Source organism: Novosphingobium sp. G106, from assembly GCF_019075875.1.
Classification (GTDB): Bacteria; Pseudomonadota; Alphaproteobacteria; order Sphingomonadales; family Sphingomonadaceae; genus Novosphingobium.
In genome coordinates this window covers 2,522,579-2,548,117 of sequence record NZ_JAHOOZ010000001.1, presented here as the reverse complement: position 1 = coordinate 2,548,117, position 25,539 = coordinate 2,522,579, and the positions used below count along the sequence as shown (strand labels likewise).

Sequence of the window (25,539 nt, the reverse complement as noted above, 5' to 3'; positions counted from 1 at the left end):
TTTGAATTTCTCTTTTGCATCGAGATCTTAAGGTCAAATCGGCGCGTCGTTGCAACCAGGCGAATGCGCGGGCTGAGGCCCGAAAGACCCTCGTTGCAGGCCTGGCCCTCGCGATCAGGAGGTCGAACGAGGGCGGGCGCGTTTGGCTTGCGCGACTGCATCCTCCAATTTCGTATAGCGATATCCACCTGTCTCGAACTGGGCGGTCGCGCTATGCTTGATGCCAAGGGAAGCGCCCAATCCTTTGTCGAGACTTCCACCTTCATTCTCCCAGGCACGCTTATCAGCGGCATCCGCTCTCGCCACTTCTGCAGTGCCGCGGCTTACCTCAGAGTTTGCTGCTCGGGTTCCAAGCTCGACGAGCAATCGTAGCTGGTCAGCGATCGATTCGAGTGCGAGCACCTCGCGCTCTTCCGAAGTTCCATATGCTCTGCTCTGGGCGAGCATGTTTTCGGCCATGTCAGACATAACATTCTCCATTACCCTCGACCGCCAGTATCGCGTCGTTTGCGCCGCTCGACCTCCAGCTCGATCGAGCGAATGAAGTGATCGCAATAGTCATCTGTCGAGACGTAGTTCTGCTCGTGCTGCCCAAGGTCGTGGCCGCTACCGAAGCGCGCTTTGAGTTGTACGAGGATTTCAGGATCGTCGTCCGCGAGATGACCGATCAGCGCCTGCAAGATCCGTTCGTGGGCGAGCACCCGGCGCTCGACCTCAGTCACCTCATTCGGCGTTGCATTCGCTCCGCCGCGGCCCGGCTCTGCATTCGTGGCGCCACGTGAGCTCGTCTCATCAGGGTATAGGCGAGCTTCCTCGGAGGCCGAGGAAAAAGCCGAAAAAGAACGCGACGTTTTGGGTGGCTTGTTTGGCATACGCGCCTCCGCCCGAGCGGGAGTCGCTAACTCTCTGTCGCGCTATGCTCACACATTGAGGGCGATAACCTCAATATGGGCACGCTCGTCATTCGCTACAAGCGCGACGCACGTCAGCTTTCGATCTTCTTCGTACCTTTCCTGAATTGTTGGCCGGCGGTGGTCGGCCAAGGGCAAGAGGCGGGTTTCCCAACGGCGGCGGCGATCGCGTGCTCACGCCGATAAAGCTGGCCCGAGGGCCGGATTCATGTGGAATTCGCCTCTCGGTCGTTCCAACGACCATGCCTTTCGAAACGGCCAGTGCCCATACCGGCCGATGCGTGTGATCGTACTGTGATCACGAGCACGTACTGGCTGAGGGGCAGCTCGAAGCAATTGAGGAGGCGTTCGGCCGGGCTCTGGTCGAAGCGCACCGCCTTGAGACTACGGAAGCAGCGAGGTTGCCTACCGCCACGTTGCGGCATTAAAATCGAATGTCCACACGTCCGGTTACTTTGTTCTGCTTTCGGAAGCGTTCGACGGGTCATCTCAGCCTTCAGCAAAGCGCCGATTTAGGCCGTCAAAACGCGACTTCACTTGCCCTCGAAATCGAACTGCTTATCACTATCGGACACTTTCAGTTCCTCGATCACGCCGAGCAATTGCAGCGCCGCCCGCTCGGGATCGAACAGCTTTCCAGGCTGGACGTTGCTTTGGAATGGCGAGAAAAAAGGCGGTGCCGACTATGCCGCGATGCAACGTGACAACGATGGAGCGTGGACTGCGACGGCGCGCGTCGATTGCGAACCAGCATTGTTCAGCGCCGCCTTTGACGCGCGGTAGCCGTGCGATCCGCCAAGCCGATTTAGCATCGCCGCAGCGCAGCGACAATCCAAATCGCGCTAATCGGGCGATCCGAGCGGCATGACTACCGGGACGTGCAACCTGTATAGAGGCGGCGGCGTTCCGGTCTGGGTAATACCGTCAGGAGGATGACATGCCGATCTCTGAGCTGAGTGCCGTGGAACGGATAGCACGCGTTCTCGCCGCGGAACGACTGAGCGTGAACGCCGAAGGATACGAGCCTTCCGCTGGCGATGAGGTGGATGCAGAGTGGCATCTCTATATCGGGCACGCTGTGGCCGTTCTGAAGACGCTCCGCGAGCCTGATATCGTCATGGCGAACGCTGGCGACCCGGACATGTGGCGCGCGATGGTTGAAGCTGCTCTTGGCGACTATGAAGGTGACCCTGCCCGGGACTAGTCTACAAGACCGCCGACACTGGGAAACTCCCGCAGAGCGCTCATCTCGAAAGGTGATCATATCACCGATGACGGCAAGCAAAGATCTATCGAAACGACATCGCGTGGTCATCGTGGGCGCCGGGTTCGGCGGCCTGTGGGCTGTGAAGCGTCTGAAGGGCGCTGAGGTCGATATCGTCCTCATCGACCAGCGCAATCACCATCTCTTCCAGCCGCTCCTGTATCAGGTCGCGACCGCGTCGCTCGCGCCGTCCGAGGTTGCGTGGCCGATCCGATCGATGCTCCACGACCGCAAGGACGTCACCACCATTCTTGAAACCGTGACAGGCGTGGACACGGTCGGCCGCGCGGTGCGCCTCGCAGATGGAAGCCTGGTTCCCTACGATACGCTGATCCTCGCGACCGGTGCCCGGCACGGCTATTTCGGGCATGACGAATGGGAAGCTGTCGCTCCGGGGCTGAAGACGATCGAGGACGCTACTGCCATCCGTAGCCGCATTCTGCTGGCATTCGAGGAAGCCGAGCGCGAAGCCGACCCGGCGCGCAGGGCTGCACTCCTTACCTTCGTCATCGTCGGAGCAGGCCCCACCGGAGTCGAATTGGCCGGCACTATCGCGGATCTCGCGCATGATACGCTTCCCCCAGGATTTCCGCACGATCGATACCCGAAAGGCGAATGTGCTGATCGTCGAGGCCGGACCGAAGGTCCTCAACGGCTATCCGGATAGCCTCTCCAACTATGCGAAGCGCGCGCTGGAGAAGCTTGGCGTGGAAGTTAGGCTGGATGCCATGGTTACGCTGATCGAGCGCGGGGCGGTTACTTTCGGCGACCAGCGGGTGCAAGCCCGTACCGTTATCTGGGCGGCCGGCGTGCGGGCCTCGCCGGCCGCACTATGGTTGGGCGTGGCGCCCGACCGGAACGGGCGGATCATTGTCGAGCCGGACCTCAGCGTTCCGGGTCATCCCGACATCTTCGCGGTGGGAGACACGATCACCGTCCAGGTGCCCGGTGGTGCGCCGGTGCCGGGCATCGCCCCTGCCGCGAAGCAGGAGGGGGCCTACGTCGCCAAGACGATCCGGCGGCGGCTCTCGGGCAAAGGCGAGCAGCCGCCGTTCCGGTATCACCATGGAGGCAGCCTCGCCCAGATTGGCAAGCGCAAGGCGGTGATCGACTTCGGATGGCTCAGGCTGCGGGGCTCAGCTGCTTGGTGGATATGGGGAATCGCTCACATCTATTTCCTGGTCGGCGTCCGCTCCCGCCTCAGCGTCGCACTCAACTGGTTGTGGATTTACACGCGCAACCAGCGCGGTGCGCGGCTCATCACGCAGGCGGAATCTGGCAGTGACCGGACTGTGCCATGAATGTGATCGCGTTCGGGCTGACAGAGTTGATGTTCAGGAGCGGTCGGATAATAGGGTGCGACCATGCGCCCCGCGTCACCCTTGAAAACAGCTTCTCCGCACGCATACGGCAACGAAGACCTCGATGTCGATTTCGTAGTTGTTGACGTCGAGACAGCCTGCTCCCGCGTTAGTAGCATCTGCCAGATCGGCATTGTTGGGTCCGAAATGGGGCGGAGGCATTCGCTTACGAAACGCTGCTCGATCCGTGCGACGATTTCTCGCCGTTCAACACGGGGATCCACGGCATCAACTGCGACCACGTCGCGGGGCAGCCCACCTTTGCCGATATCCATTCGATCGTGAACGGACATTTGTCCGGACGGGTTACGGTTGCCCACTCCTACTTCGACAAGGGTGCACTCGCTGCGGCTTGCCGCGTGCATGAAAGGCAGCCGATAGAGACCACCTGGCTCGACAGCGTCCGGGTCGCCAAGAGGGCATGGCCAGAGCTCCCCAGCCACCGGCTGAATGCCCTCACTCGCTTTCTCGGAGTCCAGCATAAAGACCACGACGCTTTGAGCGATGCGCGCGCCGCTGGGATGGTGATCGTCAGAGCGATCGGTCACACCGGCATCGAACTGGCGGAATGGCTCAAGCCGGCGAATCCGCGAGGCGGCAAATCCCCGAAGGCGGCCGCCGAAGGCCCCTCAAAGGACAGAAAGCCGCGATCCTGGGTGCAACTCGCGACAGCGCCTTGGGCCATTGGCTCGCGGCAGCAGGAGCCCGGGTTGTGGCCTCGGTCGGTACGACTTCGACCATGCTGGTTATCAGCGCGGATCAGCCGTTTGGCAGATTCTACCATGCCAGCCCGGCCCACCGGCGTGCAAGCGAACTGCAACAGGCCGGGCAGACTATCGAGATCGTGACCGAGAGCGAGCTCAAGGCCCGGATCGGCCGGACTCTCTCCTGAGAAACATCGTCCAGCCGGCTCGCGAGAACCGGCGAACCGACGCGTCCCCATGAGTTCGGCGCCGATTGACGGACGCCGCCGGGCCTGCAACCGGCTTGGCGATGCAGTCACCCTCGCGCCTCGTCTGGAGCATCGCCTTGCCGGCGATGCTGACCAATGTTGCGACAGCGCTGTTCGGCCTCGCCGACATGTGGGTGATCGGCCGGCTCGGCGACGCAGCGGCGCAAGGCGCGGTCGAGCTTGGCGCGAAATTCATGATGGCGCTGCTGATCGTCTTTGCCTTTCTGCGCACTGGAACGGTAGCGCTCACCGCGCAGGCAGCGGGCAGCGGCAATCGAGAGGAACAGGCTGCGATCCTGACCCGAAGCCTGGCCGCAGCGCTGGCAATCGGCTTGCTGCTGCTGCTCGTCCGGCCCTGGGCTGTGGGGGCAGGGCTCGCCTTGCTCGAAGCGAAAGGCGAAATCGCGGTCAACGCCAGGGTCTACATAGAGATCCGCTACTGGGTCGGGACCGCCTGGCTGCTCAACTGCGTGCTCAGCGGCTGGCTGATCGGGCAGCGGCGGGTGCGGATCATCCTTATCACCGAAGTCGTCGCCAACGCCGTTCATATCGCGCTCGATCTCGCACTTGTACTCTGGGTCGGTTGGGGGATCGCGGGCGTGGCGGTCGCGACCGCGGGGTCGGAACTGCTCAAATTGGTACTGCTGACCGTAGCCGTGGCGCGCGTACCTGCCGCTGGTCATGCGCTGGCTGCTGCCCGACAACGCGCGACGTGGAACGGCAAGGCGCTGCGCCACTTGTTCAGCCTCAACCGCGACCTGTTCTTGCGCACCCTGTTGCTCACAGCGGCCATGCTTCTTCTCGCGCGCAGCGGCGCCCAGCAAGGGCCGGTCGTGCTCGCCGCGAACGGCATACTGTTCCAGATATTCATGCTTTCGTCGCTGATCGTCGATGGATTCGAGAGCGCTGCGCAGGTTCTGTGCGGCGAGGCCAAGGGCAGCCGTGACCGGCGCCGCTTCGTCATGGTGCTGCGCAGCTCGTTGGCCTGGGCCTTCCTTACAGGTCTTGTGATCGGGATCGTCTATCTGGTCGCCGGAGAAGCGCTCGCGGCGACGTTCAGCATCAATTCCGCGGTGACCCAGGCGGCTGCTTCGTACATCGGGTGGACGGCGCTACTCGCTGTATTGGGTGTTTTCGTGTCGGTCTTCGATGGCGTCTTCGTGGGCGCCGGCTGGACCCGCGCCATGGTTCTCACGATGGCGGGTGCGATGGCTGTCTATGTAGCCGCCCTTCATCTCGCCGCGCCCCTCGGCAACGACGGGCTGTGGCTAGCGTTCTGCTTGCTCTTCGTCATTCGCTCCGTGGGGCAGGTCTATCTGTTGCCGGGCCTTATCCGCCGCGACCTCGGATGACCGTTCTCCTAGTTCGGACCGCACAACCGGTTTGGGGCTTACCTCGCTTTAATCACCTTGCTCTATTGGCGCCAAACCGCTCGCGCTTCCGGCAGAGACGTGGGCAGTCGCGGGAGAGAGATGTGCTCAACAATCAACCGATCCGTCCCGCGACGGTCATAGGGCCGCTCGGCGAGCTGCTTACGCTGGACTCGCTGCCAAAGCCGGCCACGCCTCGTTGGACCGTCCGCCGCAAGGCTGAGGTCGTCGCCGCCGTCCATGGCCGCCTCCTGACGATCGAGGAAGTATGCGATCGGTACTCGCTGACAATCGAAGAATTTGCTTACTGGCAGCGCGCTGTTGAGCGGTCGGGCATGCAGGGTCTCAGGACCACCCATATGCAGCGCTACCGTGACCTCTATGAGCGTCAGCGCAGGTTTTGACGGCAGGCACGGTAATAGCCTGAGTTTCGAAAGCCGTGTGCTACCGTTGGTGGCAACCATTCCGGCGTGGTGCCCCTTGTAAGTCGGCGGCTCCGCCAATACCTCATAGCTGCGGGCCGGGCCCCTCTGGCGGTCGCCTTTCAAGGCGAACGTGATGTCGGACCGCATCGGGTTATCTCGATGCTGGTCAGGTGGCACAATCCCATTCTCCACCATCGTTGACCCGAACGATGAACCATCGATTGGAGAGTGGCTATGAACCATATCGTACACAAACTCACGCTGATCCACCGCAAGCTGGATGATGAAATCAGGCGCGAGTTGAAGCACCGTTTCCCGAGTGATTTCAGATTGCTCCGCCTCAAGAAGCTGAAGCTTCTCGTGAAAGATCGGCTGTCCGGTCACATGGTTGGATCGCGGAGTGCGAGAGCATGATCCATCCCAGCTTATTGGCGGTGTGTTTGCCAATTCGAGCGCCAGATCCTTTTCGTCGAAAGGGCATCTTATGAACCACCCAGGAAAGCCCGGAATGGAATGTCCGGTCTGTCACACCGCCCTTGTGATGTCGGAGCGGCAAGCGATCGAGATTGATTATTGTCCGTCTTGTCGAGGCGTCTGGCTTGACCGCGGTGAACTCGACAAGATCATCGAACGGGCAGTGCCTGCACAACTTTCCCAGCCCAACCCCGGCCAGCCCGCTTCCGTAAGTTGGCAGGGCCAGCCGAGGGTCGACGAACCGCGCGGGTATCGCCCTCAAAAGCGCAAGAAATCGTTCCTCGAGGAGCTGTTCGACTAAGGAGCAATGCCGCCGGCCTGTGTCGGCGGCATTCGCCCAGGCGTATGTATAATCTGAGATATTCCAAACTCAGCAGACCGATTATGCGCGGTGGCAGAGCTGGGGCAGCAGGTCTTTTCTCGTCTGTGCATTTAGGTGGGTCGCGTCGTCCTTCAGGCTACTGACGCCGACAAAGCGGACCTACAGCATGAATTTCAGGGTCCCTGATAGCTGCCGTAGGTTCATCATTCGAATCGAACGTTTGCGATCCCGTGGTTCTCTCTTAGAAATTCGACAATTCTGGTGTGATAGGAAAATGCTTCATCCGGTATCAACCGAGCCATCGATTGCGCACCGTGGAACTGGCCTTTCCATTCGATAAGTTCAGTTGGTACTCCGGCCTCAGATAAAAGCTTGGTGTAAGCACGGCCTTCTGCCGCAAGGGGATCGTATTCGGCTATCATGATTAGTGCCCGTGGCAGTGCCGTCAGGTTAGCCGCATGCAGGGGTGAGACATGGGGATGCAAGGCCTTTACGGGGTCCTCGAGGTAGTAAGCGCAATATAGATCTTTGCCGGAAGGTAGGGTGATAGCTTCTTCGGGTATTCGGAGGTCCTTTTGAGTTGAAAGGTCGAGAACCGGGACTTCCAATACTTGAAGTAAAATAGGTGGTCCGAGCCGCTCACGCGCCATCAAACAAACCACCGCAGCCAAATTGCCGCCCGCGCTCACGCCGCCTACCGACATAAGAGTTGGATCGAGGTTCAGCGCACCGGCATTTTCATGAAGCCAGAGCAGGGCTGCGTATGCGTCTTCGGCAGCTGTCGGAAACTTGAACTCGGGCGCCAGCCGATAGTCTACAGAGGCCACGGCGCATTGCGCGTCGCTAGCGCTCGCGCGGCAGAGGGGATCGAAGTGCTTGAGCCTGCCCAGCCAAAAGCCGCCGCCATGATAATAGACATGGCATGGCAGCGGTCCCTGTCGGGCGCTTGGCGCGTACAGGCGCACTGTAATGAAGCCCCCATCGACCGGAACACAGAGATCCCGCTCGATGGGAAGTGGATCTACAGAAGCGTAGTATCCAGTTATGTATTGTTCCATCGCGGCATGCGCGCGTTCCCGAGCCTCGCGGACAGGTAGGTTGCGAGAGGGGGCATCGCCTTGCTGCGCTATGGTCCGGAACAGCGGTTGAAGTGCAGGAAGGATCGGCATCGCCTGGGTCCTGGTTCAATCGGTCAAGATGAGTGTGGGCGAGGCTGCAATTGCTCGAGCTAGCTCAGCCATTCGGCTCTGCCCGAGCCGCGAGCGACCAGGACGGGATCGTAGCGCCCGGGCGTGAGAGACATCGACACCTGTTCGCTTACGCCCTGATAGTCTCCCATGGGCGTTTCCGCGTGAAAGATTTCCGGGTCGAGATAGCTGTGCGTCTCGCTACTCCCTGCCGTGCGGTACGCCCAGTCCTGATCGAATAAACCCAGCGACAGGATCCACAGGGCGATCCGCGAAAGCGATACGTGCACATGATAGGAGCCGCCTTCTTCGGCACGCCGGCGAAGTGCGGCGACGATGCCGGCCTGCGCTAGCCAGGAAGCGAGATAGTCGTTGATCACCACGATCGGCGGAAGCTGAGGCTGATCGGCGGTACCCTCCATGGCCATGATCCCGGTTACGCAGGCGGCGGATTGATCGAAGCCGGGGCGCTTTGCCCAGGGGCCGGTCAAGCCGTGGAGCGAAACCGATACGTAGATGATTCCGGGCCGCTCGCGTGCCGCGGCTTCGGGCGTAAGGTCGATCTCGCGAAGGAAGGCGGGTCGACGATTGTGGAAGAAGATGTCGGCACCCGCGAGCAATTCGCCGAGCCGAGCGCGATCGTTGCGGGGGTCAAGCCATGCCGAGCGGAGCCCGACGTTGGATGAGGCATAAATGGTCTCCTGCTCGGCTTCGCCTGGCCGCCAGAGGTTCAGAACATCCGCGCCATGTAGCGCGAGCGATCGGCCAAGCCCGGCGCCCGCAATGACATGGCCCATCCCGAGCGCGCGGTAGCCCGAGAACGGCTGATCGCCAGGCACTTGCAGCGGCTCGCGAGCAGAATCCTCGATCTTTATGATCTCGATGAGCGGCGCCTCGGCAAGCGCGCTCCGATACTGCTTCTCCTTCAGGAACTCGGGAAGGGTGCGAACCATGGGCATCACGATCCCGGCGGCTTCGCCTGCTGCCTCCAACTCGAGCCCATTCCACTTGCCGATTGCCGCGGTAATCGCAGGCCAGGTCAGCGGAATGCCGAGCAGGTCCTGCGCCCGCTGGCGCAGGTTCGGATAGAGCGCCTGCGGCATGACGAAGCGGCCATCGGCCGTTCGATAGAAGATGGCACTCATCATATTGCCGGCTTCGAGCGACGATCGGACCGGATAGCCGCCAAGACGTTCCCACTGGAAATCATAGAAAGGGCTCAGCCGGTGCGGTGCCCTGCGCAGGTCCACCGAGATGTCCTGCCCGGCGCCGCCACGCCAGCGATGCATGGCCGCTGCCGCGATGGATTTGGCCAGGAGGCCGATCGAAGCCGCTGCTCCCAAACGCAGCGGGCTCTTCACGACGGGATCGGCGCCCCAGTATTCTATCGATCCGCCAGCATCGCCTTGCGAGAGGCCGAGCGGCGCCAGCACCTCGTCGAGCGCTGCCATGAGATCGAACTGCGCTGAAGAGTGCGGGTTGCGGTGAGCCCATTCGAGCTTTTCGGTGAGGGTGGACACCCGCATCAACTCCCTTGATTATCGTGCCGGGTCAATTTTAAACAACGCATCGTAGTTTTTAGTTTCGAGTAAGCGATGTCAAGCTGAAGGCCGTATTCACCAAATGCCAGATCTGAAGCAGTCTATCGCAGTCGATGCGCCATTCGAGCCGAAGCGGGGAAGGCCTAGTGCAACTCAGTCGGCGGCGATCGAGCGCGCGATCAGAGACGCGGCGGCCCAGTCTTTTCTGTCGGCCGGTTACGAGCGCACATCGATGGAAGCTGTTGCAGCCCAGGCAGGCGTGCCCAAGACGACGCTCTACAAGCGCTATCCCGACAAGCGTTCCCTGCTCCGGGCTGTCCTGGGCGATCGTATTTCCGCCTGGGGCGAAGTCGATCAGCCCATCACTTCGGGTGAGAGTCTCGAACAGCACTTGAAGCGCATCGCTGCCAAGATCCTGCATCGTGCGACGACACCGGAAGTCCAGGCATTCTGGGCGCTCGCGTCAGCCGCTTGGAGCAGCTCGGAGGAAATTGGCGGGCGGCACGAGGCGATCGGGTACGAGAAAATCATGACCCAACTGGAGAGCGATATTCGCGAGCTCGGACCGGAGAGCGGGATCGAGGCGCGGGATCCAAAGAAGGTTGCGACCGCTCTCATGGCCATGCTGGGTGGTTGGATCGAATTCGTCGCGCCGACATCGAAAGCGCCAGAAATCGATGCTCAAGAGTTCGCTGAAAGCTGCGTCGACTTGCTGATGCGGGGTTCCGCGGCTTGGTGATATTGACTCTAAAAGCTACGGAGCGTAGCTAAAACTCCTCACGGCCGAGTTGGCAACGCATGGGACGAGCCAAGCCGTGTGGGAGACGGCGATGGTGAAACCGTGCATCCGGTCGATGGCGCTCTCAGGCCTGGCAGTCCTTGCAGTGATGGCGAGTTCCTCCGTCGCGGGGGAAGAGCCGGCGCCCGCCGTCAAGCCGAAGCCAAGCCTCGGTGCGATTGAGATCCCGGCTTACTCCTATCCAGCCTCCGTGCTCGCCAGCGACGCTTTGAAGCGCGCCTACGCGCAATCGCTCGCCGGCCCGGGAAATGGCACGATAACGCCGCCCAAGGATCCGCGGCTCGTTGCCAAGATGCGTTCGGTGGTCAACGCGATGTTCGAACGATCGCTTCCTTTCGTCCGGGAGCGCTATCCCGTCGAGATGTCGCAAGAGACTATTGCCGGTGTAGAAGTCATCCGTGTTCGGCCTCGGGGCGGTGTCTCAAGCAAGAACCGCAGACGCATCCTGATCGAAGTCCATGGCGGCTCGTTCATGGTCGGATGGCCATCCGTCGCGATGCTCGATGCAATACCCGTCGCGTCGCTCAGCGGGATCGAGGTGATCAGCATCAACTACCGGCTCTATCCGGAGGCGACGCATCCTGCTGCGCTTGAGGACCTTACTGCGGTTTACCGCGAGATACTCAAGACCCACGCAGCGCGTGACGTCGGGATATTCGGCGGATCGGCGGGCGGCGTCATCACGCTGCAATCGATCCCCTGGTTCAAGAAGCACGGCGTTCCGCTGCCCGGTGCCATCGCCCCCTTGTCCTGCGCTTTTCAAACCGCGACTGGGGATTCGGCGATCTGGAATTTCAGCGGCGGCTTTGCCTGGCCCGGCACTACATTGGTCGCCAGGGGCGGCTACTTCGGCGACGACTACGACCGGAGGGATGTCGTTCCCGAAATTACCCCGGAGATTTTGGCCGACTATCCGCCCACGCTTTGGCTATCGGGTACGCGCGCGCCGGAAATGAGCGGTGTGGTCGTTGGCCATGCTAGTCTCCTGAAGCGCGGGGTAAGGTCCGAACTCTATATGATCGAAGGTGGCTGGCATCAGAGCTACAGCACCGCGCCCGAAACGCCAGAGTCGCAGGACGCCATGCGTTATATCGCCAGCTGGTTTGACCACCGGCTCGGCAAGTAGCGGCTGGGCTGGGACTGTACCGATGAAGAACATCGGGCGAGCATTCGCGTACATTTACGCTTTGGCTGGTCTCCTGGCAGCAGCGCCGGTCGCTTTGGCGGATACGTTGCTGGTCGGGAACAAGGGCGAAGACACTGTCAGCTTCATCGATCTAGCAAGCGGGAATGAACGGGCGCGCGTAGCGACGGGGAAGGCGCCGCACGAAATCGCTGTCTCGCCGAATGGAAAGCAGGCGGCCGTTGCCGCTTATGGTGGCACGACGCTCGATATCTTCGATGTTTCGACCGCCAGGTTGACGAGGCGCATCGACCTGTCGCCGAACGCTGCGCCCCACGGGATCGTATGGCTGCGCGACGGCCGAATCGCGCTTGCTGCGGAGAAGAGCCGGAGCATCGTGCTCGTCGATCCGCGGCGCGGCACCCTGCAAAGCATCGCCACCGAACAAGCCGGAACGCACATGATCGCGGCTTCGCCGGACCAACGCTTTGGATACGTGGCGAATGTCGGCGCGGGGACGATCAGCGTGATTGACCTGCGGCGCGCGGAAAAGATCAGGGACATTACGGTCGGCGGCAATCCTGAAGGGCTGGCCGTCACACCCGACGGCCGCGAGCTGTGGGTGGGCGACAATTCGGCGCCGAGGGTCCGCATCGTCGATCTCGCCAGCGACCGCACGATCGAGACGCTGGCCACCGAGCCCGTCGCCATCCGCGTGGCGATCAGTCCTGATGGCAGGACAGCGGTGACCTCCAATATCGGCGCAGGGACCTTGAGCGTGTTCGATGTCGCGAGCCGCAAACTCCTGCGCACGTTCACGGTCAGCGGAGCGCGAGACGCAGTCCAGGTGACGGCCACATTCACGCGGGATGGGCGGCATGTTCTCGTCGCCGAGACCGGGCGCGGCACCATTGCGGAGGTTGATCTGGCCTCAGGTCAGGTCCTGAGGCGCCTGGCGGTTGGCAAAGGTGGCGACGGCATAGGGATCGCACCATGACGTCGAACTCGCCGGCTGTCGGCACTTGCGGTCGATGCGTCACTTCGGAGCCGTGATCGTCTCGCAGATCGCTCCTGAACCCAGCCGATAAGACACATCCGATTCCATCAAAGGCAACACTATGAGACTGCAGCGACGTTCGTTCATGGCGGGGCTTGGCACGGTTGGCGCGCTGGCACTATTCGAGCACCCCGTCTTTGCAGGTTCCCGGCGCGCGTTTTTCGCGCGGCATGCTCAGCCGATGGGCCTGCAACTCGGTTCGCTTGGGACTATCTCGAGCCGCGATATTGACGCGATCTTGGGGAAGGTCGCGGAAATCGGGTACCGGGAGATCGAGCTGACCAATCTCTTCGGATTACAGCCTGCCCAAATCGGTGCAGCTGCTGTTCGCGCAGGTCTTTCTGTCAGCAGCCTGCATCTTCCTCTCATGGCCATTGGCGGACCCTCGGCGCTTTCAATGACAAGCGATACTTCGCGGATCGTCGATGCGATGGGAGCCTTGGGCGCAAAATGGGCAGTTGCTCCAATTCTGCTGATCCCTTCCAATTTCCGGCCGCAGAGCGGCGAAAGTCTCGAGGCGGCAATCGCTCGCACCATCGCCGCCGCTGGCGAGGATATATGGAAACAAACCGCCGAGGCCCTGAACCGAAAAGGGGATGCTCTTCGCCAGTCCGGGATCGGTGTTGCCTATCATAACCACAACCTGGACTTTGCTCCGATTGGAAAGACGACCGGTTGGGAAATCCTCTGGCGCGAGACGGAGCCGGATTTCGTGGGCTTTGAAGTCGACATCGGCTGGGTTCAACTCGCCGGTCTGGATCCCGTTCACTTCCTCGAAGGCGCAAGCGGCCGGATCAAGTTGCTTCACGTCAGGGACATCGCCGATAGTCAGCCGCGCGGTTACCGGATCGCTATGGGCTCGCCGGCTGTCGGCTCCGGCAAGCTCGACTGGACGCGAATTTTGCCAGCTGCTTACCATGCAGGCGCGAGGCACTTTCTGGTGGAGCAGGAGCCACAAACCGCTGTCGAGCCGATCGATGCCGTCGCCAGGTCCTACACGTATCTCTCGCAAATTGCAGGTTGAGCGCGAAAGGCCCGGTTGCTCTAGGTAACGCCGATCGTCAAATCGTCTCTCCGTGTCCGCACCAGTCGCGGTGCTGGATGCCGACATATCGGAAGCTCAGAACGGAACGACGCGAGCTAATGTCGGCTGGCACCCATGCACCTCTACCGCGGCCTGGCACCTGGCGCCGATTGGATCGGTCCTCGCATCTCGTTTGGATAATAAAACTACGAAACGTAGTCTTTGACTCTTGACGTCGCACGCCTCTCCCATTTATGCGACATTGTATCGCATAAATGGGATTGCGCTCCTCTGTCGCCCGCGGGTTCCGACAGGGCAGATCGAGCGGGATACCCCGTACTGGAGACCGCCATGCAGGCACTGATCGAGCGCGACTATTTCTCGGACCATGAGGTGCTGAAGGACCCTTACGCGTTCTTCAACGCGATCCGCGAGCAGGGGCCGATCTACCGGCCGCCGGGCAAGGACTATTACATCGTCACGGGCTTCCAGGAGGCGCTGGAGGTGCTGCGCGACCACGATGCCTTCTCGGCGATCATCGGCCTGCAAGGCGCCTCGGCACCGCTGCCGTTCACGCCGCACGGATCGGACATCACCGCCCAGATCGAGGCGCACCGCACCGAATTCGCCGGCGGCGACCAGGTCGTCAACCTGGATGACGAGCCGCATACCAAGCTGCGCGCCTTCATCAATACGCTGTTCTTACCCTCGCGCCTCAAGGCCAGCGAAGAGTTCATCGAGGTCTACTGCGACGAGATGGTCGGCAGTGCCGTCGCTGATGGCGGCGTCGAGCTCATCGGCAAGATCGCCACGCCCTTCGTCACGATGGTGGTTGCCGATCTGCTCGGCGTGCCGATGGCGGACCGCCAGATTTTCATGGACGCCATCGCCAAGGGGCCGGTTCCGGGCGCACTCGACGGCACCGATCCGATGTCGGGTGGCGCGGAACATCCGTTCGCGGTGATGGGGACCTACTTCTACGGCTATCTCGCCGACCGCCGTGCGAACCCGCAGCAGGACATCCTGACCGAGTTCGCCCACGCCAAGTACAATGATGGCTCCACGCCCGAGCTCTACGACCTGGTTCAGCTCGGCATGTTCATGTTCGGCGCCGGCCAGGACACCTCGGCCAAGCTGCTCGGCAACTCCATGAAATACCTGGTCGAGGACCAGGAACTGCAGAGCCGCCTCCGCGCCGAGCCCAAGCTGATTTCGGCCTTCCTCGAGGAAGTGCTGCGCATCGAAGGCTCGACCAAGCAGACCGCACGCCTCGCCCGCAAGGACACGAAGATCGGTGATGTGGAGATTCCCGCCGGCACCAAGATCCTCGTCGCGCTGTCCGCAGCCAATCGCGATCCCAAGCGGTGGGACGATCCCAACGAACTCGTCATCGGTCGCAAGAAGGTAGCGGAGCACGTCGGTTTCGGCCGCGGCAAGCACGTCTGTGCCGGTGCGCCGCTCGCGCGTGTCGAAGTGCGTGTCATCATGGAGAAGTTCCTGGAGATGACCTCGAAGATCGAACTCGACCTCGATAAGCATCCGGGCGGAATTTCCGATCTCAACTACGAGCCGAGTTTCATCATTCGCGGGCTCGACAGGATGCACATCAAGCTGACCCCGGCCGAAGGCTTCGTTGCCCCCGTAAAGCAGGAAGCCGCCCCGGCCGCTGCCAAGGCCTGGTCTACCGCATCCAGCCGTATCGGCGACCTGCTCGCCGATGATGCCGCCAAGGCCGTACTCGAGAAGCACTTCCCCGGCATGAGCGAGAATCCGCAGATCGGCATGGCGAAAGGTATGACCCTGCGCGCGGTCCAGGCCTTTGCGCCCGACCAGTTCACCAGCGAAGCGCTCGACGCCGTCGACGCCGACCTCGCTAATCTGGAGGCATAAAGATGGCTGTTCGTGACGTCTCGGCGCAAGCGCTGTCGGATCTGATCTCGCTCAAGGGGCGCAACGCCGTCATTACCGGTGCGGCCTGGGGACTGGGGAGGGCGACTGCCTTCCGGCTGGCAGAAGCCGGCGCCTCTGTCCTGATCGGTGACATCGATACCGAAAAAGCTGCCGCAACAGCCGCCGAGATCGCCGAGAAGACCGGCGCGCGCGTAATTTCCGCTCATTCCGATGCTGGCGACAGCGCCTCGATAATCGGTCTCGTGGACACCGCCGTGCGCGAGCTCGGCTCGATCGATATCTGGGTGAACAACGCGGGCCTGCCTTCTTCGGTCCCCCTTTTCGACCTGTCCGAAGAAGAGTTCGACAAGGTAGTCGCCATCACGCTCAAGGGCACCTTTGTCGGCGCGCGCGAGGCGGCACGGCGTATGGTCGAAGCGGGGCGGGGCGGTACGATCGTCAACGTCGCTTCGCTCGCCGGTCTGCTCGGCATCTCGGCCGGCCAGGCGGCCTATGTCGCCGCCAAGCATGGCGTTGTCGGTCTGACCAAGCAGATGGCGATCGAGCTGGGCAAGCACGACATCCGCGTGATGGGCATCGCGCCCGGGGTCTGCCTGACCGAAAAGACCGCCTTCCTTGCCGATATGCCGGCCGAGCAGCTCAAGGCGATCGGCATCCCGGGGATCGACACGAGCCGTCTCGGCCGCGTCGGGACGGCGGACGACGTCGCCCGCGTGATCCTGTTCTGCGCCTCGGACATGGCCATGTTCATGACCGGCAGCACGCTTCCGGTGGATGGGGGCATCGCGGCCTGACGGCAGCCGAGGCAGTGGCTTTGTCGAATTGCACACCTGAAAGTCGATCTTGGCCGGCCCGACTCAGCGACAAAGAACATCCAAAAGTGCTTCAATCGATTGCTCGATCTCATGCGGATTCCGCAAAAGCTTAAGCTCAGATTCGAGTATGAAATTTCGCGCGAGCGAGGCGACAAGGAAGCTCGTAAATGCCGGTGAGAACGTAGCGCTCTCCGGCCGGGCATTCGAAAGATGGTTGGCCAGCATCGTTTCCACTATCCCGGTCGCTTCCTCGCTGTAGCGCGCGACCTCCTCGCGAAGTGTCGGCGTATGCGTGGCCATGGCCATGAATTCGATCATCAGCCTACCGCTGCGGTGACTGCTCAGTTCCCAGAAGGTTTTCACCGGGGATTGCGCCACCGCCAACTCTGCGAGCCTAGCCAGGAACGTCTCGCTGCGGCGTTGGAAGGTCGCGACGACGAGTTCCTCCATGTTACGGAAGTAATAGTAGACGAGCTTCTGGTCGACGCCGGCCTCGGCGCCTACGCTGCGCGAGGTCACCGCCGGATAGCCGTCGCGCGCAATTACCCGCTCGCTCGCATCGAGCAGTTTGAACCGTATCGAGGCGTCGGGCGGCCCCATGCGCCTGCCGGTCATTCTGATCCTTTCTCAGCGAATTCGAGCTCCGCTTCTTGCCGGCAAAGAACGCACTTTGACAAGCGCACGCCGTTTGCTATCAAGTTGAGGAACAGGCGGCGGCAAACGCCGAAGTCGGAGAGAGATTGATGACCCAGGTGTTGAGCACACGTCCGATCGAGCCCTTCGGCGTGGAGGCTGAGCTAGCATTTCGGGCATCGCCAAGCGACGCGGATCAAACCCAGATCGCGCGATTGTACATGCGCGATGGCCTGCTCGTCGCACGCGGCTTGAACCTCACGATGGAAGAGCAGCGCGCGATGTGCGGTGCGTTCGGTCCCGTGCCTGACAGCCCTTATGAGAACTTGTACGTCTCCAATACGCGGGCGGACGGCTTTCTCGGCACCAAGGAACTGCAATGGCACAACGACGTGCCATACCTGCCATCGCCCTATCTGGTCGCAGCGCTGCATGCCCTCGATGTCGATCCCGATGCAGCGTCGACGCGTTTTGTCAGCGGCTACCGAGCTTACGAGAGCTTGCCCGATCGGCTGAAGGCGCGCGTGGAAGGTATGAAGGCGCTCCAAGTCCGCCAACGCGTCTCTGAACGAGCCAATCGGCTCGGCGATCTTGAAGCTGGCGATCTTTGCACCGTGCATCCTGTGGTGCGCGCGCAGGAAGGGACCGGCCGCCCCTATCTGTTCGTCAACGAAAATATGACCGCCTGCATCATCGGCCTGTCCGCGGCCGACAGCGACGCGCTGCTCGAAGAGCTGTTCGCCTATCTCTATGCAGAAGATGCGATTTACGATCACGCCTGGCGGCCCGGAGACCTGGTCGTATGGGACAACCTGTCCGTCCAGCATGCCCGAGGTCAGGCCGGCGTCGGTGCCCGTACATTGCAGCGCGTCACCTGCACGCGCTTCACATACAAAGAGCAGTATCCTGCCGACAGCGTGGGTGAGGATCTGCACAACGCCACGCTTTTTGCACCAGCGGCGTAAGCCGGCGGCCTCCCCCCGACGCGCCAATCCTATTTTCCGAAGGAGCAAGACCATGGCCTCTGTCGCCCTCGACAAGCTGACTCTGTCGCCCGAATCCCCGGACACCTGGCTCGATCAGGGCTACGAGCAAATCTACGAGCTGAGCTGGCGGGACTATGCCGACACGCAGCTTGCCGCGCTCAAGCTCCACTTCGCCAAGGTGAGCGGCCGCGTTGCCGCGCTCGACAAGTTGGCCGGGCGCGAGGGCATCACGAGCATCGACAGCATCGAGGAAGGCCTGCCGCTGCTGTTTGACCACCGGGTGCTCAAGAACTACCCGCTGTCGTTGATCGAGAAGCGCGATGTGGGCCGGCTCAACGCCTGGCTCGACCGCCTCACCACGCATGACCTAACGAAGGTCAATCTTGCGGGCGTCGACACGGTCGATGGCTGGCTCGACCGGCTCGATGAATTTGGCATGCTGGTTGGGCACTCGTCGGGCACGACCGGCAAGCTCAGCTTCGTGCCGCGCTCACAGGTCGAGTTCCCGTCGTGGCAGCGGACCTACTATGAGGCGCAGCGCGCGACGACCGGCGTCGATGCCTATACCGATCCCGTCGAGACTTTCTTCCCCGGCTACCGCGGCGGTCATCAGATGATGATGAAGATGCTCGAACTCTTCAACGTGCCCGCCGCCGGCGGGCCCGAGCACTACCACACGCTCTATCCGCACCACATCTCGTCCGACCTGCTTTCGCTGGCGGCGCGGATGCAGGTGGCCGAAGATCGCGGCGAACTCGACAAGCTCGGGCTAGACCCGGCCCTGCTCACCGCCCGCCAGGAGCTGATCGCGCAGGGCAAGCGGCGCGGGCAGGACATCGAGACCTGGTTTTTCGAACTGTTCGAGAAAAACCGCGGCAAGCGTGTGAAGCTAGGCGGCAGTTTCGGCGACCTGGTCAAGACCGCGCGCAGCGGCATCGAGAAGGGTCTCAAGCCCGAGTTCGGCGCGGGTTCGTTCATCATGACCGGTGGGGGCATGAAAGGCCTCAAGGACGCGCCCGACGATTGGGAAGGCTACGTCCGCGACTACTTCGGGATCGACACGATCGGTATGTTCTACGGAATGTCCGAAGTGATGAGCATGTCGCCGCGCTGCTCGGCGGGCCACTATCACATCATGCCGCACACGATCTCCCTCCTGTTCGACCGCGACATGAAGCTGCTTCCGCGCGAGGGCACGCAGACCGGCCGCTATGCGTTCTACGACCTACTGCCGCAGACCTACTGGGGCGGCTTCATTTCCGGCGACCAACTGACCATCGATTGGGAAGAGGACTGCACCTGCGGCTGGAAGGGCCCCCGCGTCCTTCCCGAAATCACGCGCTTCGCCGAGATGGAAGGCGGTGACGACAAGATTTCCTGCGCCGGCACGCAGCAGGCCTACAACGAATTCCTCGACTTCGTGTCCGGGGGCGAATGATTTCGGACCGGGCTCTGACGGGAAAGGCGAGACAATGAAGACATTGGAAGGCAAGGTTGCGCTGGTGACAGGCAGCGGTCGCGGCATCGGCCGTGAGATCGCGCTGCGGCTGGCGCAGGACGGCGCGTCGATCATCGCGCACTATTCGGGCAGCAGGGAAGGTGCGGAGGCCGTTGTTGCCGAAATCACGGCAAATGGGGGCTCTGCCGTCGCCTATCAGGCCGACATCGCCAGGCGCGATGATATCGTCCGCATGTTCGAGGAGATTGACAAGGACCCGGGCGTGCTCGACATCGTCGTCAACAACAGCGGGATTATGACGGTCGAGAGCTTCGGCACCCTCAGCGAGGAGACCGTCCAATCCATCTTCGGGGTCAACGTGTTCGGGCCGCTCTACATCGTCGACGAGGCGATCAGGCGAATGCGCGACGGGGGGCCGCATCATCAATTTCAGCTCCAGCGTCGCGAAGTACCCCCTGGCGGGTGCAGGCCTCTATTCTGCCGCGAAAAAGGCGATCGAGAGCTTCACCGAGAGCTGGGCGCGCGCTTTGGCACCGCGCAACATCACCGTGAACGCGATCGTGCCTGGCGCGGTCAGCCCGGGCATGATGGATGCCAACCCGCAGTACCTCCCGGCTATGGAAGCCGCCTCGCCATTCAAACGGATCGGCAAGGCAAGTGAAATCGCGTCAATTGTGTCCTTTCTCGCGTCCGAGGAGGGCAGCTGGGTGACAGCCGGAACCATTCTTGCGAACGGAGCATCAAACACCTGAGGTCGCCGACATTGCCGACATTCAGCCATCTTGATCTGCTCCCTGAAACCTTCCGTTCGTTCATCACGTCGGTCCGTTGGCATCGGCGACTGGCTCTGGGACCATTCCAGCCGTCTTAGACTTGCATGTCGAATGTCAGGTAATGCGAGAAGCCGGCGTCCAGCATGTCGCATCTGCCAATGCAATTTGGTCAGGAATGGATCCACGCTCCTAGCCTACGGCCCTGAGCTCAACCCCCACTGAGGCCATCATGCGGACATAGCTATTCATATCGAAATAGTCGGTCTCGCTGCATATCACCCCATCCCGAAACTGAAAGATCGACGCGATCCGTAGCTCCAGACGGTGACCCTCGAAGCGAAAGCGATCCACCCGTTCTTGCATGACGAGCGCTCCCTCAGAAACGCAGCGGCCAGTTTCGTGACTGGCCCCGTCAAGCGGCCGTGGAAACCCGAGGTTTGCCTCACGCAGGACCTGGCATAGCGCGTCGCGACCGACGAGAACCTGAGGAGAGGTTGGAACTGCCTCCAGCCTGAAATCTTCGGTCACGAACCCGGCAGCGGTGTCCGCATCGCGAGCGAGAAAGGCGTCCAGAAATCGTTCGACAATCTCTATCTGCGTCATGCTGGTTGAAACTCCACCATTAGGCGACGAGGGCCTCGGGCCACGAAGTGCGGCGGCACCACGTAGGCATCGGGCACATCGGCGAGCGTGATCGCCTTCGATCCGCCGAGCAGACGCTCGAAGGCGAGACGTAACTCTGCCCGGGCGAGCTGACTGCCGATGCAATGATGGATGCCGTAGCCAAAGGTCATATGGCTTGGCCTGCCGCGATCGAGGTCAACCTCTGACGGACAGGCGAACTGAGCGGCGTCGCGATTGCCCGCGCCGAAGCGGACATTGATGATCGCACCTTCGGGTATTTCAACATCGCCAATCTTCGCAGCCTTGCGGGCGATGCGGAAAAGACCCTGCAGGGGTGCATCGAGCCGAAGGACTTCCTCAATGAACGCCGGTATCAGCGCTGGTTCTGCGCGAAGGTGATCCTGAAGGTCGCTGTCCTGCGTCAGGCGATACATCGCCGAACCGGTGGCGTGCGTGGTCGTCTCATTTCCCGCCGCGAGCAGCACTTGGAAAAGAAGGCTTAGCTCGTTGGGCGTCATCAGTTCGCCACCGTCGTTCTCAGTGTTGGCTAGCGCGCTCAGAAGCGATGCATTGGGTGACGACCTTACCCTTGCCACCTGCTCGATGAAGTAGCGGCGCATCTCGATCACCGCCCTGGCATCGGCAATCTCCTGCTCGTTGCTGCGGCCCTGGTTGACGAGGTTGACGCTTGCATCCGACCAACGCTTGAAGTCTTCCTTGCGGTCTTGGGGCAGGCCAAGTTGATCAGCGATAATCCACATCGGCAACGGCAGAGCGAACTGATCGTGGAAGTCAAAAGGGCCGGACGGGAACCGGGCGACGAGACTGTCGATCAGGGCCGCAATTCCAGGCTCAGCCTCACGTACCCGGCGGGGGCTGAAAACCTTGTCGACGAGCGAGCGATGACGGCGGTGGACTGGGGGATCGACACCCACGATGACTTCTGCAAGCGCAAGCCCGGCGTCCGCATACATGCGGTCCAGTTCCTCCTGTATGCTCGACCGCGCTGCCAAGCCGTCAACCTTGCTGGAGAAGGTCTCGGGGTTGGTCATCACTGCGCGCAGATCGTCATACCGTGTGACGACGTAGAAGCCGGTGAACGCGTCTTTGTAAGCTGCGCTCTCGGCCCGCATGGCGTCATATGTATCGAAGGGACAAGCCATCGCTTCTGGCGACAGCAGGGTCAGAGGCGGGCTTACTTCTTTCATTTCAGCTCTCCCGGCGGCTCTTTCGTCACGACTAGCACATGTGCTAGCTAACTGGATGGGCTGTCAACTGTGCTAGTTAGTTGTTCGGCCGTTGCGAGAGGCAGGATTGTAGGAATGGTGAAATCGCGTCGCCTGGCTGAAGAAAGCAGAACGCTGCTGATCGAGGCGGCCGTGAAGGTCATCCGAACCGAAGGCTACGCGGCCGTCACGGCGCGTCGTGTTGCCGACCTTGTCGGGATGAGCCGTCAGATCGTGCCTTATTATTTTCGCACGACACAAGAACTGCTACTCGCCGTGGTACGGCACTATGGCGATACCGGCCTCGCTCGGCTTGAGGCCGCGTTTGCGATAGGCGATCCACTGCGCGTCCTTTGGGAGGAGGAGCCGGACGCAAGCGCCACGGCGACTGCCTTCACGGTCTTGGCAGGCCATGAACCGACCATCGCGGCTGAAGTACGAAAATATATGGATGCCTTTCGAGAGATGCAGGTCAAGGCGATAGAGCGCCACTTCCGGGAGAGAGGCGTGACTTTGGTCCTCCCAGCCGAGGTCATCGCAATCATCATCCAGGGGATCGCACACGGACTCGCTGCTGAGACGGGCTTGGGTCGCGATCAGGGGCATGCGGAAACACGCGCCGTCGTCGAGCAGATGCTTGACAGTCTCCAAGTGACTGGCAAAATCTCAGCGGGCTAATTAAGCTAAGGCTGCGTCCGTTGCTTCCCGGCCGCGTAGATCCACAAATGATAAAGCCGTTAAGCGATTGCGTGCTGTGCACGGGGCGATTGCTTCTACTTGGAAGGGGTCTCAATCATAAACGGCCGCCTCAAGGCTCTCTGCTGCCCATTTAGTTCAAAGAAATAGGAACGACGGGATCCGGCAAGAGCGGCCGTTCTGATGCGGGTCAACGGCTCACGTTGCTCGGGACCTGCCGCATTCGCCGACGTAGCGGCCGTTCGAGCGTTTGGACCCGCCTCCCGAGACCCGCCTTTCGTTCAGATCCCAAATTCGACGCCACAGCGCAGGCGTGATATGTCACGCGAATGGATAAGACCTTGCTTCCCGCAGAGCCGGCCCCGCGCAACTGCGATCATATCTTCGATCGATCAGGAGTTTTTGCGAAGCAAAAGGCACAGCTTTTGGAGCTTATCAGGGGCATCGAGGCGATGCAGCCCCAGTATGATATTCCTTACTTCGATCTGACGACCGAAGAGACTGTCGCGGGCCTGCGAGATCGCATAGCAGAAATTGATCAGCAAAGCGCCAGCGCGATTGAACCGCCACCGTAAGTTTGGAGACGCAGGATATTCTGCTCCTTTCCCTGCGGCGACTGACGCCGACATAACCGCCATTCGCGGCCTCGATTGAACTTCCCGAAACCTTCCGTTCGTTAAGGTCGCCGAAGGTTGGCCAAAGCCCATTTGACGAAGGTTCGAACTTCCTCGTGACCGCGCGTAATCCCGACGCGCTCCTCATTCGCCAGTGTCCTGGCGATCGCCACGAGGATCGTGGTCAGAGCAATTGGCGGAAGGATTTCGGGATCGATCACCGATTGGCTTGAGACGCGGGCGAGGGCTTGAGTCTGGGCATCGCGAGCTTCGTCGGTCGTGCCGGCAAGGACGTCACGGATGCTCTTGCGGTGGTTAGCCAGAGCGAGGAACTCAACTCCAAGAGCTGACTGGGTCCACCCCGACTGAAAGGTCCAGAGCGCGGCAAGCGGATCTTCCGCTGTCATGACCTGCTCGAACTCCGCCAACTGCCGCTCGGTCATCCGCTTGTGAAGGGCGATGAAGAGATCATCTGTGGCGGGATAGTAATAGTGGACTGTCGCTCCGTTGATGCCGACTTCCTGCGCGACGCGGCGCGAGGTGACGGCGGCATAGCCTTCGTCCACCATCAGCCGTTCGGTCGCGTCGAGGATGAGCGTTCGTGTCGTCTCGGGATCGCGCCGGATCCGCTTGGGCTTGTTCACTGACCCGTTTCCTCCCGCGCGCGATGCGGCGCCATGGCACGCCATGCAGGACGCTGCCGTTGACGACAATGGCACACACTACTAAACATGTGTTTAGTAGATTCGAGGCCCACGGGAAAGTGAGAGGATGATCATCAAGCCAATCACGTCGGAGACCGGCGCTACCGTTGAAGTCGAGCCCGAGGCGGTGCTGGCCGATGGAGCGGCCGAGCTGCTGCTCGGCGCGCTCAACTACTACAACGTGTTGGTCTTCCCCCAAGTCCACATGAGCGATGACATCTTCCTCGCGCTGACGGCAGCGCTGGGCGACATGCACGAGAACAAGGTGACCGACGACGGCTCGGCTGCGAGCAACAAGGGCATCTTCCGCATCGCGCTCGACAAGGACGACAAGACCCAGCGCGAGTTCATCCTCGGCAACGACTTCTGGCACATGGACGGGATGTCCTACTCGGTCCCGGTGAAGGCGACGCTGCTCAAGTGCGAGAGCGCGCCTAAGGTGGGCGGGGATACCGGCTTTGCCAACCTGCACGCCGCCTATGCTGCGCTGCCCGATGAGAAGAAGCAGCGCCTCGCCGGGCTCACGGTCGGTCATTGCCTTTCGTCCTCCCTTCGCCGCCTCTACGAGCATCCGTCGGTAGAAGATTTCGCTCGCTGGGACGCGATCTTCCCGCGTCTCGAGCATCCGCTCGTCTGGACGCAGGAGAGCGGGAAGTCGGCACTGCTGATCGGCTCGACCGCGAACGACATCGCCGGCATGGCCGGGGGAGAAAGCCGCGCGCTACTCGACGAACTGCTCGCATGGTGCATCCAGAATCGCTTCACCTATCGTCACAAGTGGCACGACGGCGACCTCGTGATCTTCAACAATCCGGGGCTGCTGCACCGCTCCTATCCGTACGACGATGCCGCTGGCCGCGTGATGCACCGCACGACGCTGAAGGGGCGCGAGGCCACTACGGCCCAAACGGGCCAGCTCTCCGACGCGATGTATTGACCTGCCATGGTCCTCGAACGCGCCGAAATAACCATCAAGCCTGGCATGATGGACGAGTTCCTCACCGTCCTCACCGAACAGGCGATCCCGCTCACCCAGACCTTCACCGGCATCATCTCGTTCACCGCGCTGCGCGGCGAGGAGGACGCCGACAACGTCATGTTCCTCGCCGAATGGCAGTCGATCGAGGCGCATCAGGAATCTCGGCCCGAGCCGGCGCATGCCAAGTTCCGCGAGCTCGTGCTGCCCTTCGTCGCAGCCGCCAAGACCACGGTCCATTTCCATCCGGTGAAAAGCGTTCGGCCTGCCTGAGCGGCAGGCCGATGGAGTAGAAAAAGTGATAAAGATAAC

The 25,539-nt window shown here is 61.5% G+C and carries 28 protein-coding genes and 2 pseudogenes; 22 read left to right on the top strand and 8 right to left on the bottom strand.

What is annotated here, in order from left to right:
• Nucleotides 1-114: 114 nt before the first annotated feature.
• Nucleotides 115-468: a hypothetical protein gene (locus KRR38_RS12230; RefSeq protein ID WP_217401818.1), complete on the bottom strand. Its 354-nt coding sequence runs from the start codon at nt 466-468 to the stop codon at nt 115-117.
• An 11-nt stretch (nt 469-479) separates the two neighbouring features.
• Nucleotides 480-872 carry a hypothetical protein gene (locus KRR38_RS12225; protein WP_217401816.1) on the bottom strand — a complete coding sequence of 131 codons (393 nt, stop codon included), beginning with the start codon at nt 870-872 and terminating at the stop codon, nt 480-482.
• Nucleotides 873-1,848: 976 nt separating this feature from the next.
• On the opposite strand from KRR38_RS12225, the gene KRR38_RS12220 reads away from it, so the two are divergent.
• The 9 genes and pseudogenes from KRR38_RS12220 to KRR38_RS12190 all read left to right on the top strand — a co-directional run bounded on the left by KRR38_RS12220 (nt 1,849) and on the right by KRR38_RS12190 (nt 7,058).
• Nucleotides 1,849-2,115, top strand: coding sequence for a hypothetical protein (locus tag KRR38_RS12220; RefSeq protein WP_217401814.1), 267 nt, complete (start codon nt 1,849-1,851; stop codon nt 2,113-2,115).
• Between the two features lie 103 nt (nt 2,116-2,218).
• Nucleotides 2,219-2,842, top strand: a complete 624-nt coding sequence (locus KRR38_RS36040) for an FAD-dependent oxidoreductase (RefSeq protein WP_309141036.1) — start codon at nt 2,219-2,221, stop codon at nt 2,840-2,842.
• Complete coding sequence (locus tag KRR38_RS36035; RefSeq protein WP_309141035.1) at nt 2,793-3,476, top strand: FAD-dependent oxidoreductase; 684 nt, start codon at nt 2,793-2,795, stop codon at nt 3,474-3,476. Before KRR38_RS36040 ends, KRR38_RS36035 begins: the two co-directional genes overlap by 50 nt.
• Nucleotides 3,477-3,655: 179 nt before the next feature.
• A pseudogene (locus KRR38_RS37350) lies at nt 3,656-3,994 on the top strand (exonuclease domain-containing protein); the annotation flags it as partial.
• Between the two features lie 254 nt (nt 3,995-4,248).
• Nucleotides 4,249-4,428 carry a hypothetical protein gene (locus tag KRR38_RS37345; protein WP_309141034.1) on the top strand — a complete coding sequence of 60 codons (180 nt, stop codon included), beginning with the start codon at nt 4,249-4,251 and terminating at the stop codon, nt 4,426-4,428.
• A gap of 65 nt (nt 4,429-4,493) precedes the next feature.
• Nucleotides 4,494-5,840 carry an MATE family efflux transporter gene (locus KRR38_RS12205; RefSeq protein WP_254514769.1) on the top strand — a complete coding sequence of 449 codons (1,347 nt, stop codon included), beginning with the start codon at nt 4,494-4,496 and terminating at the stop codon, nt 5,838-5,840.
• Between the two features lie 122 nt (nt 5,841-5,962).
• Nucleotides 5,963-6,262: a DUF1153 domain-containing protein gene (locus tag KRR38_RS12200; protein WP_217401812.1), complete on the top strand. Its 300-nt coding sequence runs from the start codon at nt 5,963-5,965 to the stop codon at nt 6,260-6,262.
• A 255-nt stretch (nt 6,263-6,517) separates the two neighbouring features.
• Nucleotides 6,518-6,697 carry a DUF465 domain-containing protein gene (locus KRR38_RS12195; protein WP_217401810.1) on the top strand — a complete coding sequence of 60 codons (180 nt, stop codon included), beginning with the start codon at nt 6,518-6,520 and terminating at the stop codon, nt 6,695-6,697.
• A gap of 94 nt (nt 6,698-6,791) precedes the next feature.
• On the top strand, nt 6,792-7,058 hold the full coding sequence (locus KRR38_RS12190; RefSeq protein ID WP_217401808.1) for a zf-TFIIB domain-containing protein: 267 nt from the start codon (nt 6,792-6,794) through the stop codon (nt 7,056-7,058).
• Between the two features lie 224 nt (nt 7,059-7,282).
• Here KRR38_RS12190 and KRR38_RS12185 read toward each other — a convergent pair whose 3' ends face one another.
• Together KRR38_RS12185 and KRR38_RS37340 are read right to left on the bottom strand one after the other, a co-directional pair.
• Complete coding sequence (locus KRR38_RS12185) at nt 7,283-8,248, bottom strand: alpha/beta hydrolase (protein WP_217401806.1); 966 nt, start codon at nt 8,246-8,248, stop codon at nt 7,283-7,285.
• A gap of 59 nt (nt 8,249-8,307) precedes the next feature.
• Nucleotides 8,308-9,786 (bottom strand): CoA transferase, encoded by a 1,479-nt coding sequence (locus KRR38_RS37340; protein WP_217401804.1) that lies wholly within the window; start codon nt 9,784-9,786, stop codon nt 8,308-8,310.
• A gap of 103 nt (nt 9,787-9,889) precedes the next feature.
• On the opposite strand from KRR38_RS37340, the gene KRR38_RS12175 reads away from it, so the two are divergent.
• The 6 genes from KRR38_RS12175 (at nt 9,890) to KRR38_RS12150 (ending at nt 16,515) form a co-directional block, all read left to right on the top strand.
• Nucleotides 9,890-10,546 carry a TetR/AcrR family transcriptional regulator gene (locus KRR38_RS12175; protein ID WP_217401802.1) on the top strand — a complete coding sequence of 219 codons (657 nt, stop codon included), beginning with the start codon at nt 9,890-9,892 and terminating at the stop codon, nt 10,544-10,546.
• A gap of 91 nt (nt 10,547-10,637) precedes the next feature.
• A complete protein-coding gene (locus KRR38_RS12170; protein WP_217401800.1) occupies nt 10,638-11,732 on the top strand; it encodes an alpha/beta hydrolase in 1,095 nt (364 codons plus the stop codon).
• 22 nt (nt 11,733-11,754) lie between these two features.
• Nucleotides 11,755-12,726 carry a cytochrome D1 domain-containing protein gene (locus tag KRR38_RS12165; RefSeq protein WP_217401798.1) on the top strand — a complete coding sequence of 324 codons (972 nt, stop codon included), beginning with the start codon at nt 11,755-11,757 and terminating at the stop codon, nt 12,724-12,726.
• A gap of 121 nt (nt 12,727-12,847) precedes the next feature.
• The gene (locus KRR38_RS12160) at nt 12,848-13,810 is read left to right on the top strand and encodes a sugar phosphate isomerase/epimerase (RefSeq protein ID WP_217401796.1); all 963 of its coding nucleotides are present in this window, start codon (nt 12,848-12,850) and stop codon (nt 13,808-13,810) included.
• A 351-nt stretch (nt 13,811-14,161) separates the two neighbouring features.
• Nucleotides 14,162-15,700 (top strand): cytochrome P450, encoded by a 1,539-nt coding sequence (locus tag KRR38_RS12155; protein WP_217401794.1) that lies wholly within the window; start codon nt 14,162-14,164, stop codon nt 15,698-15,700.
• A gap of 2 nt (nt 15,701-15,702) precedes the next feature.
• Nucleotides 15,703-16,515: an SDR family NAD(P)-dependent oxidoreductase gene (locus KRR38_RS12150; protein ID WP_217401792.1), complete on the top strand. Its 813-nt coding sequence runs from the start codon at nt 15,703-15,705 to the stop codon at nt 16,513-16,515.
• 63 nt (nt 16,516-16,578) lie between these two features.
• Here the strand turns inward: KRR38_RS12150 and KRR38_RS12145 are convergent, their stop codons facing one another.
• Nucleotides 16,579-17,151, bottom strand: coding sequence for a TetR/AcrR family transcriptional regulator (locus tag KRR38_RS12145; protein ID WP_217401790.1), 573 nt, complete (start codon nt 17,149-17,151; stop codon nt 16,579-16,581).
• Nucleotides 17,152-17,279: 128 nt separating this feature from the next.
• Between KRR38_RS12145 and KRR38_RS12140 the strand changes: the two genes are divergently transcribed.
• The 3 genes and pseudogenes from KRR38_RS12140 to KRR38_RS12130 all read left to right on the top strand — a co-directional run.
• Nucleotides 17,280-18,134 carry a TauD/TfdA family dioxygenase gene (locus tag KRR38_RS12140; RefSeq protein ID WP_217401788.1) on the top strand — a complete coding sequence of 285 codons (855 nt, stop codon included), beginning with the start codon at nt 17,280-17,282 and terminating at the stop codon, nt 18,132-18,134.
• A 52-nt stretch (nt 18,135-18,186) separates the two neighbouring features.
• Entirely contained in the window at nt 18,187-19,593 is a 1,407-nt protein-coding gene (locus tag KRR38_RS12135) for a hypothetical protein (RefSeq protein WP_217401786.1), read from the top strand.
• Nucleotides 19,594-19,627: 34 nt separating this feature from the next.
• Nucleotides 19,628-20,291: pseudogene (locus tag KRR38_RS12130) on the top strand (SDR family NAD(P)-dependent oxidoreductase); the annotation flags it as partial.
• 285 nt (nt 20,292-20,576) lie between these two features.
• On the opposite strand, the gene KRR38_RS12125 reads toward KRR38_RS12130, so the two are convergent.
• Both KRR38_RS12125 and KRR38_RS12120 read right to left on the bottom strand, forming a co-directional pair.
• Complete coding sequence (locus tag KRR38_RS12125; RefSeq protein WP_217401782.1) at nt 20,577-20,990, bottom strand: nuclear transport factor 2 family protein; 414 nt, start codon at nt 20,988-20,990, stop codon at nt 20,577-20,579.
• Complete coding sequence (locus KRR38_RS12120) at nt 20,987-22,219, bottom strand: cytochrome P450 (protein ID WP_217401780.1); 1,233 nt, start codon at nt 22,217-22,219, stop codon at nt 20,987-20,989. The genes KRR38_RS12125 and KRR38_RS12120 overlap by 4 nt, the downstream gene beginning before the upstream one ends.
• 114 nt (nt 22,220-22,333) lie before the next feature.
• Here KRR38_RS12120 and KRR38_RS12115 point away from each other — a divergent pair, with 114 nt between their 5' ends.
• On the top strand, nt 22,334-22,915 hold the full coding sequence (locus tag KRR38_RS12115; protein WP_217401778.1) for a TetR/AcrR family transcriptional regulator: 582 nt from the start codon (nt 22,334-22,336) through the stop codon (nt 22,913-22,915).
• Nucleotides 22,916-23,262: 347 nt separating this feature from the next.
• Nucleotides 23,263-23,508 carry a hypothetical protein gene (locus tag KRR38_RS12110; protein WP_217401775.1) on the top strand — a complete coding sequence of 82 codons (246 nt, stop codon included), beginning with the start codon at nt 23,263-23,265 and terminating at the stop codon, nt 23,506-23,508.
• 101 nt (nt 23,509-23,609) lie between these two features.
• On the opposite strand, the gene KRR38_RS12105 is transcribed toward KRR38_RS12110, so the two are convergent.
• The gene (locus tag KRR38_RS12105; protein WP_217401773.1) at nt 23,610-24,191 is read right to left on the bottom strand and encodes a TetR/AcrR family transcriptional regulator; all 582 of its coding nucleotides are present in this window, start codon (nt 24,189-24,191) and stop codon (nt 23,610-23,612) included.
• 127 nt (nt 24,192-24,318) lie between these two features.
• Between KRR38_RS12105 and KRR38_RS12100 the strand changes: the two genes are divergently transcribed.
• Both KRR38_RS12100 and KRR38_RS12095 read left to right on the top strand, forming a co-directional pair.
• A complete protein-coding gene (locus tag KRR38_RS12100) occupies nt 24,319-25,188 on the top strand; it encodes a TauD/TfdA family dioxygenase (protein ID WP_217401771.1) in 870 nt (289 codons plus the stop codon).
• A 6-nt stretch (nt 25,189-25,194) separates the two neighbouring features.
• Nucleotides 25,195-25,500, top strand: coding sequence for a putative quinol monooxygenase (locus KRR38_RS12095; RefSeq protein WP_217401769.1), 306 nt, complete (start codon nt 25,195-25,197; stop codon nt 25,498-25,500).
• Nucleotides 25,501-25,539 lie beyond the last annotated feature (39 nt).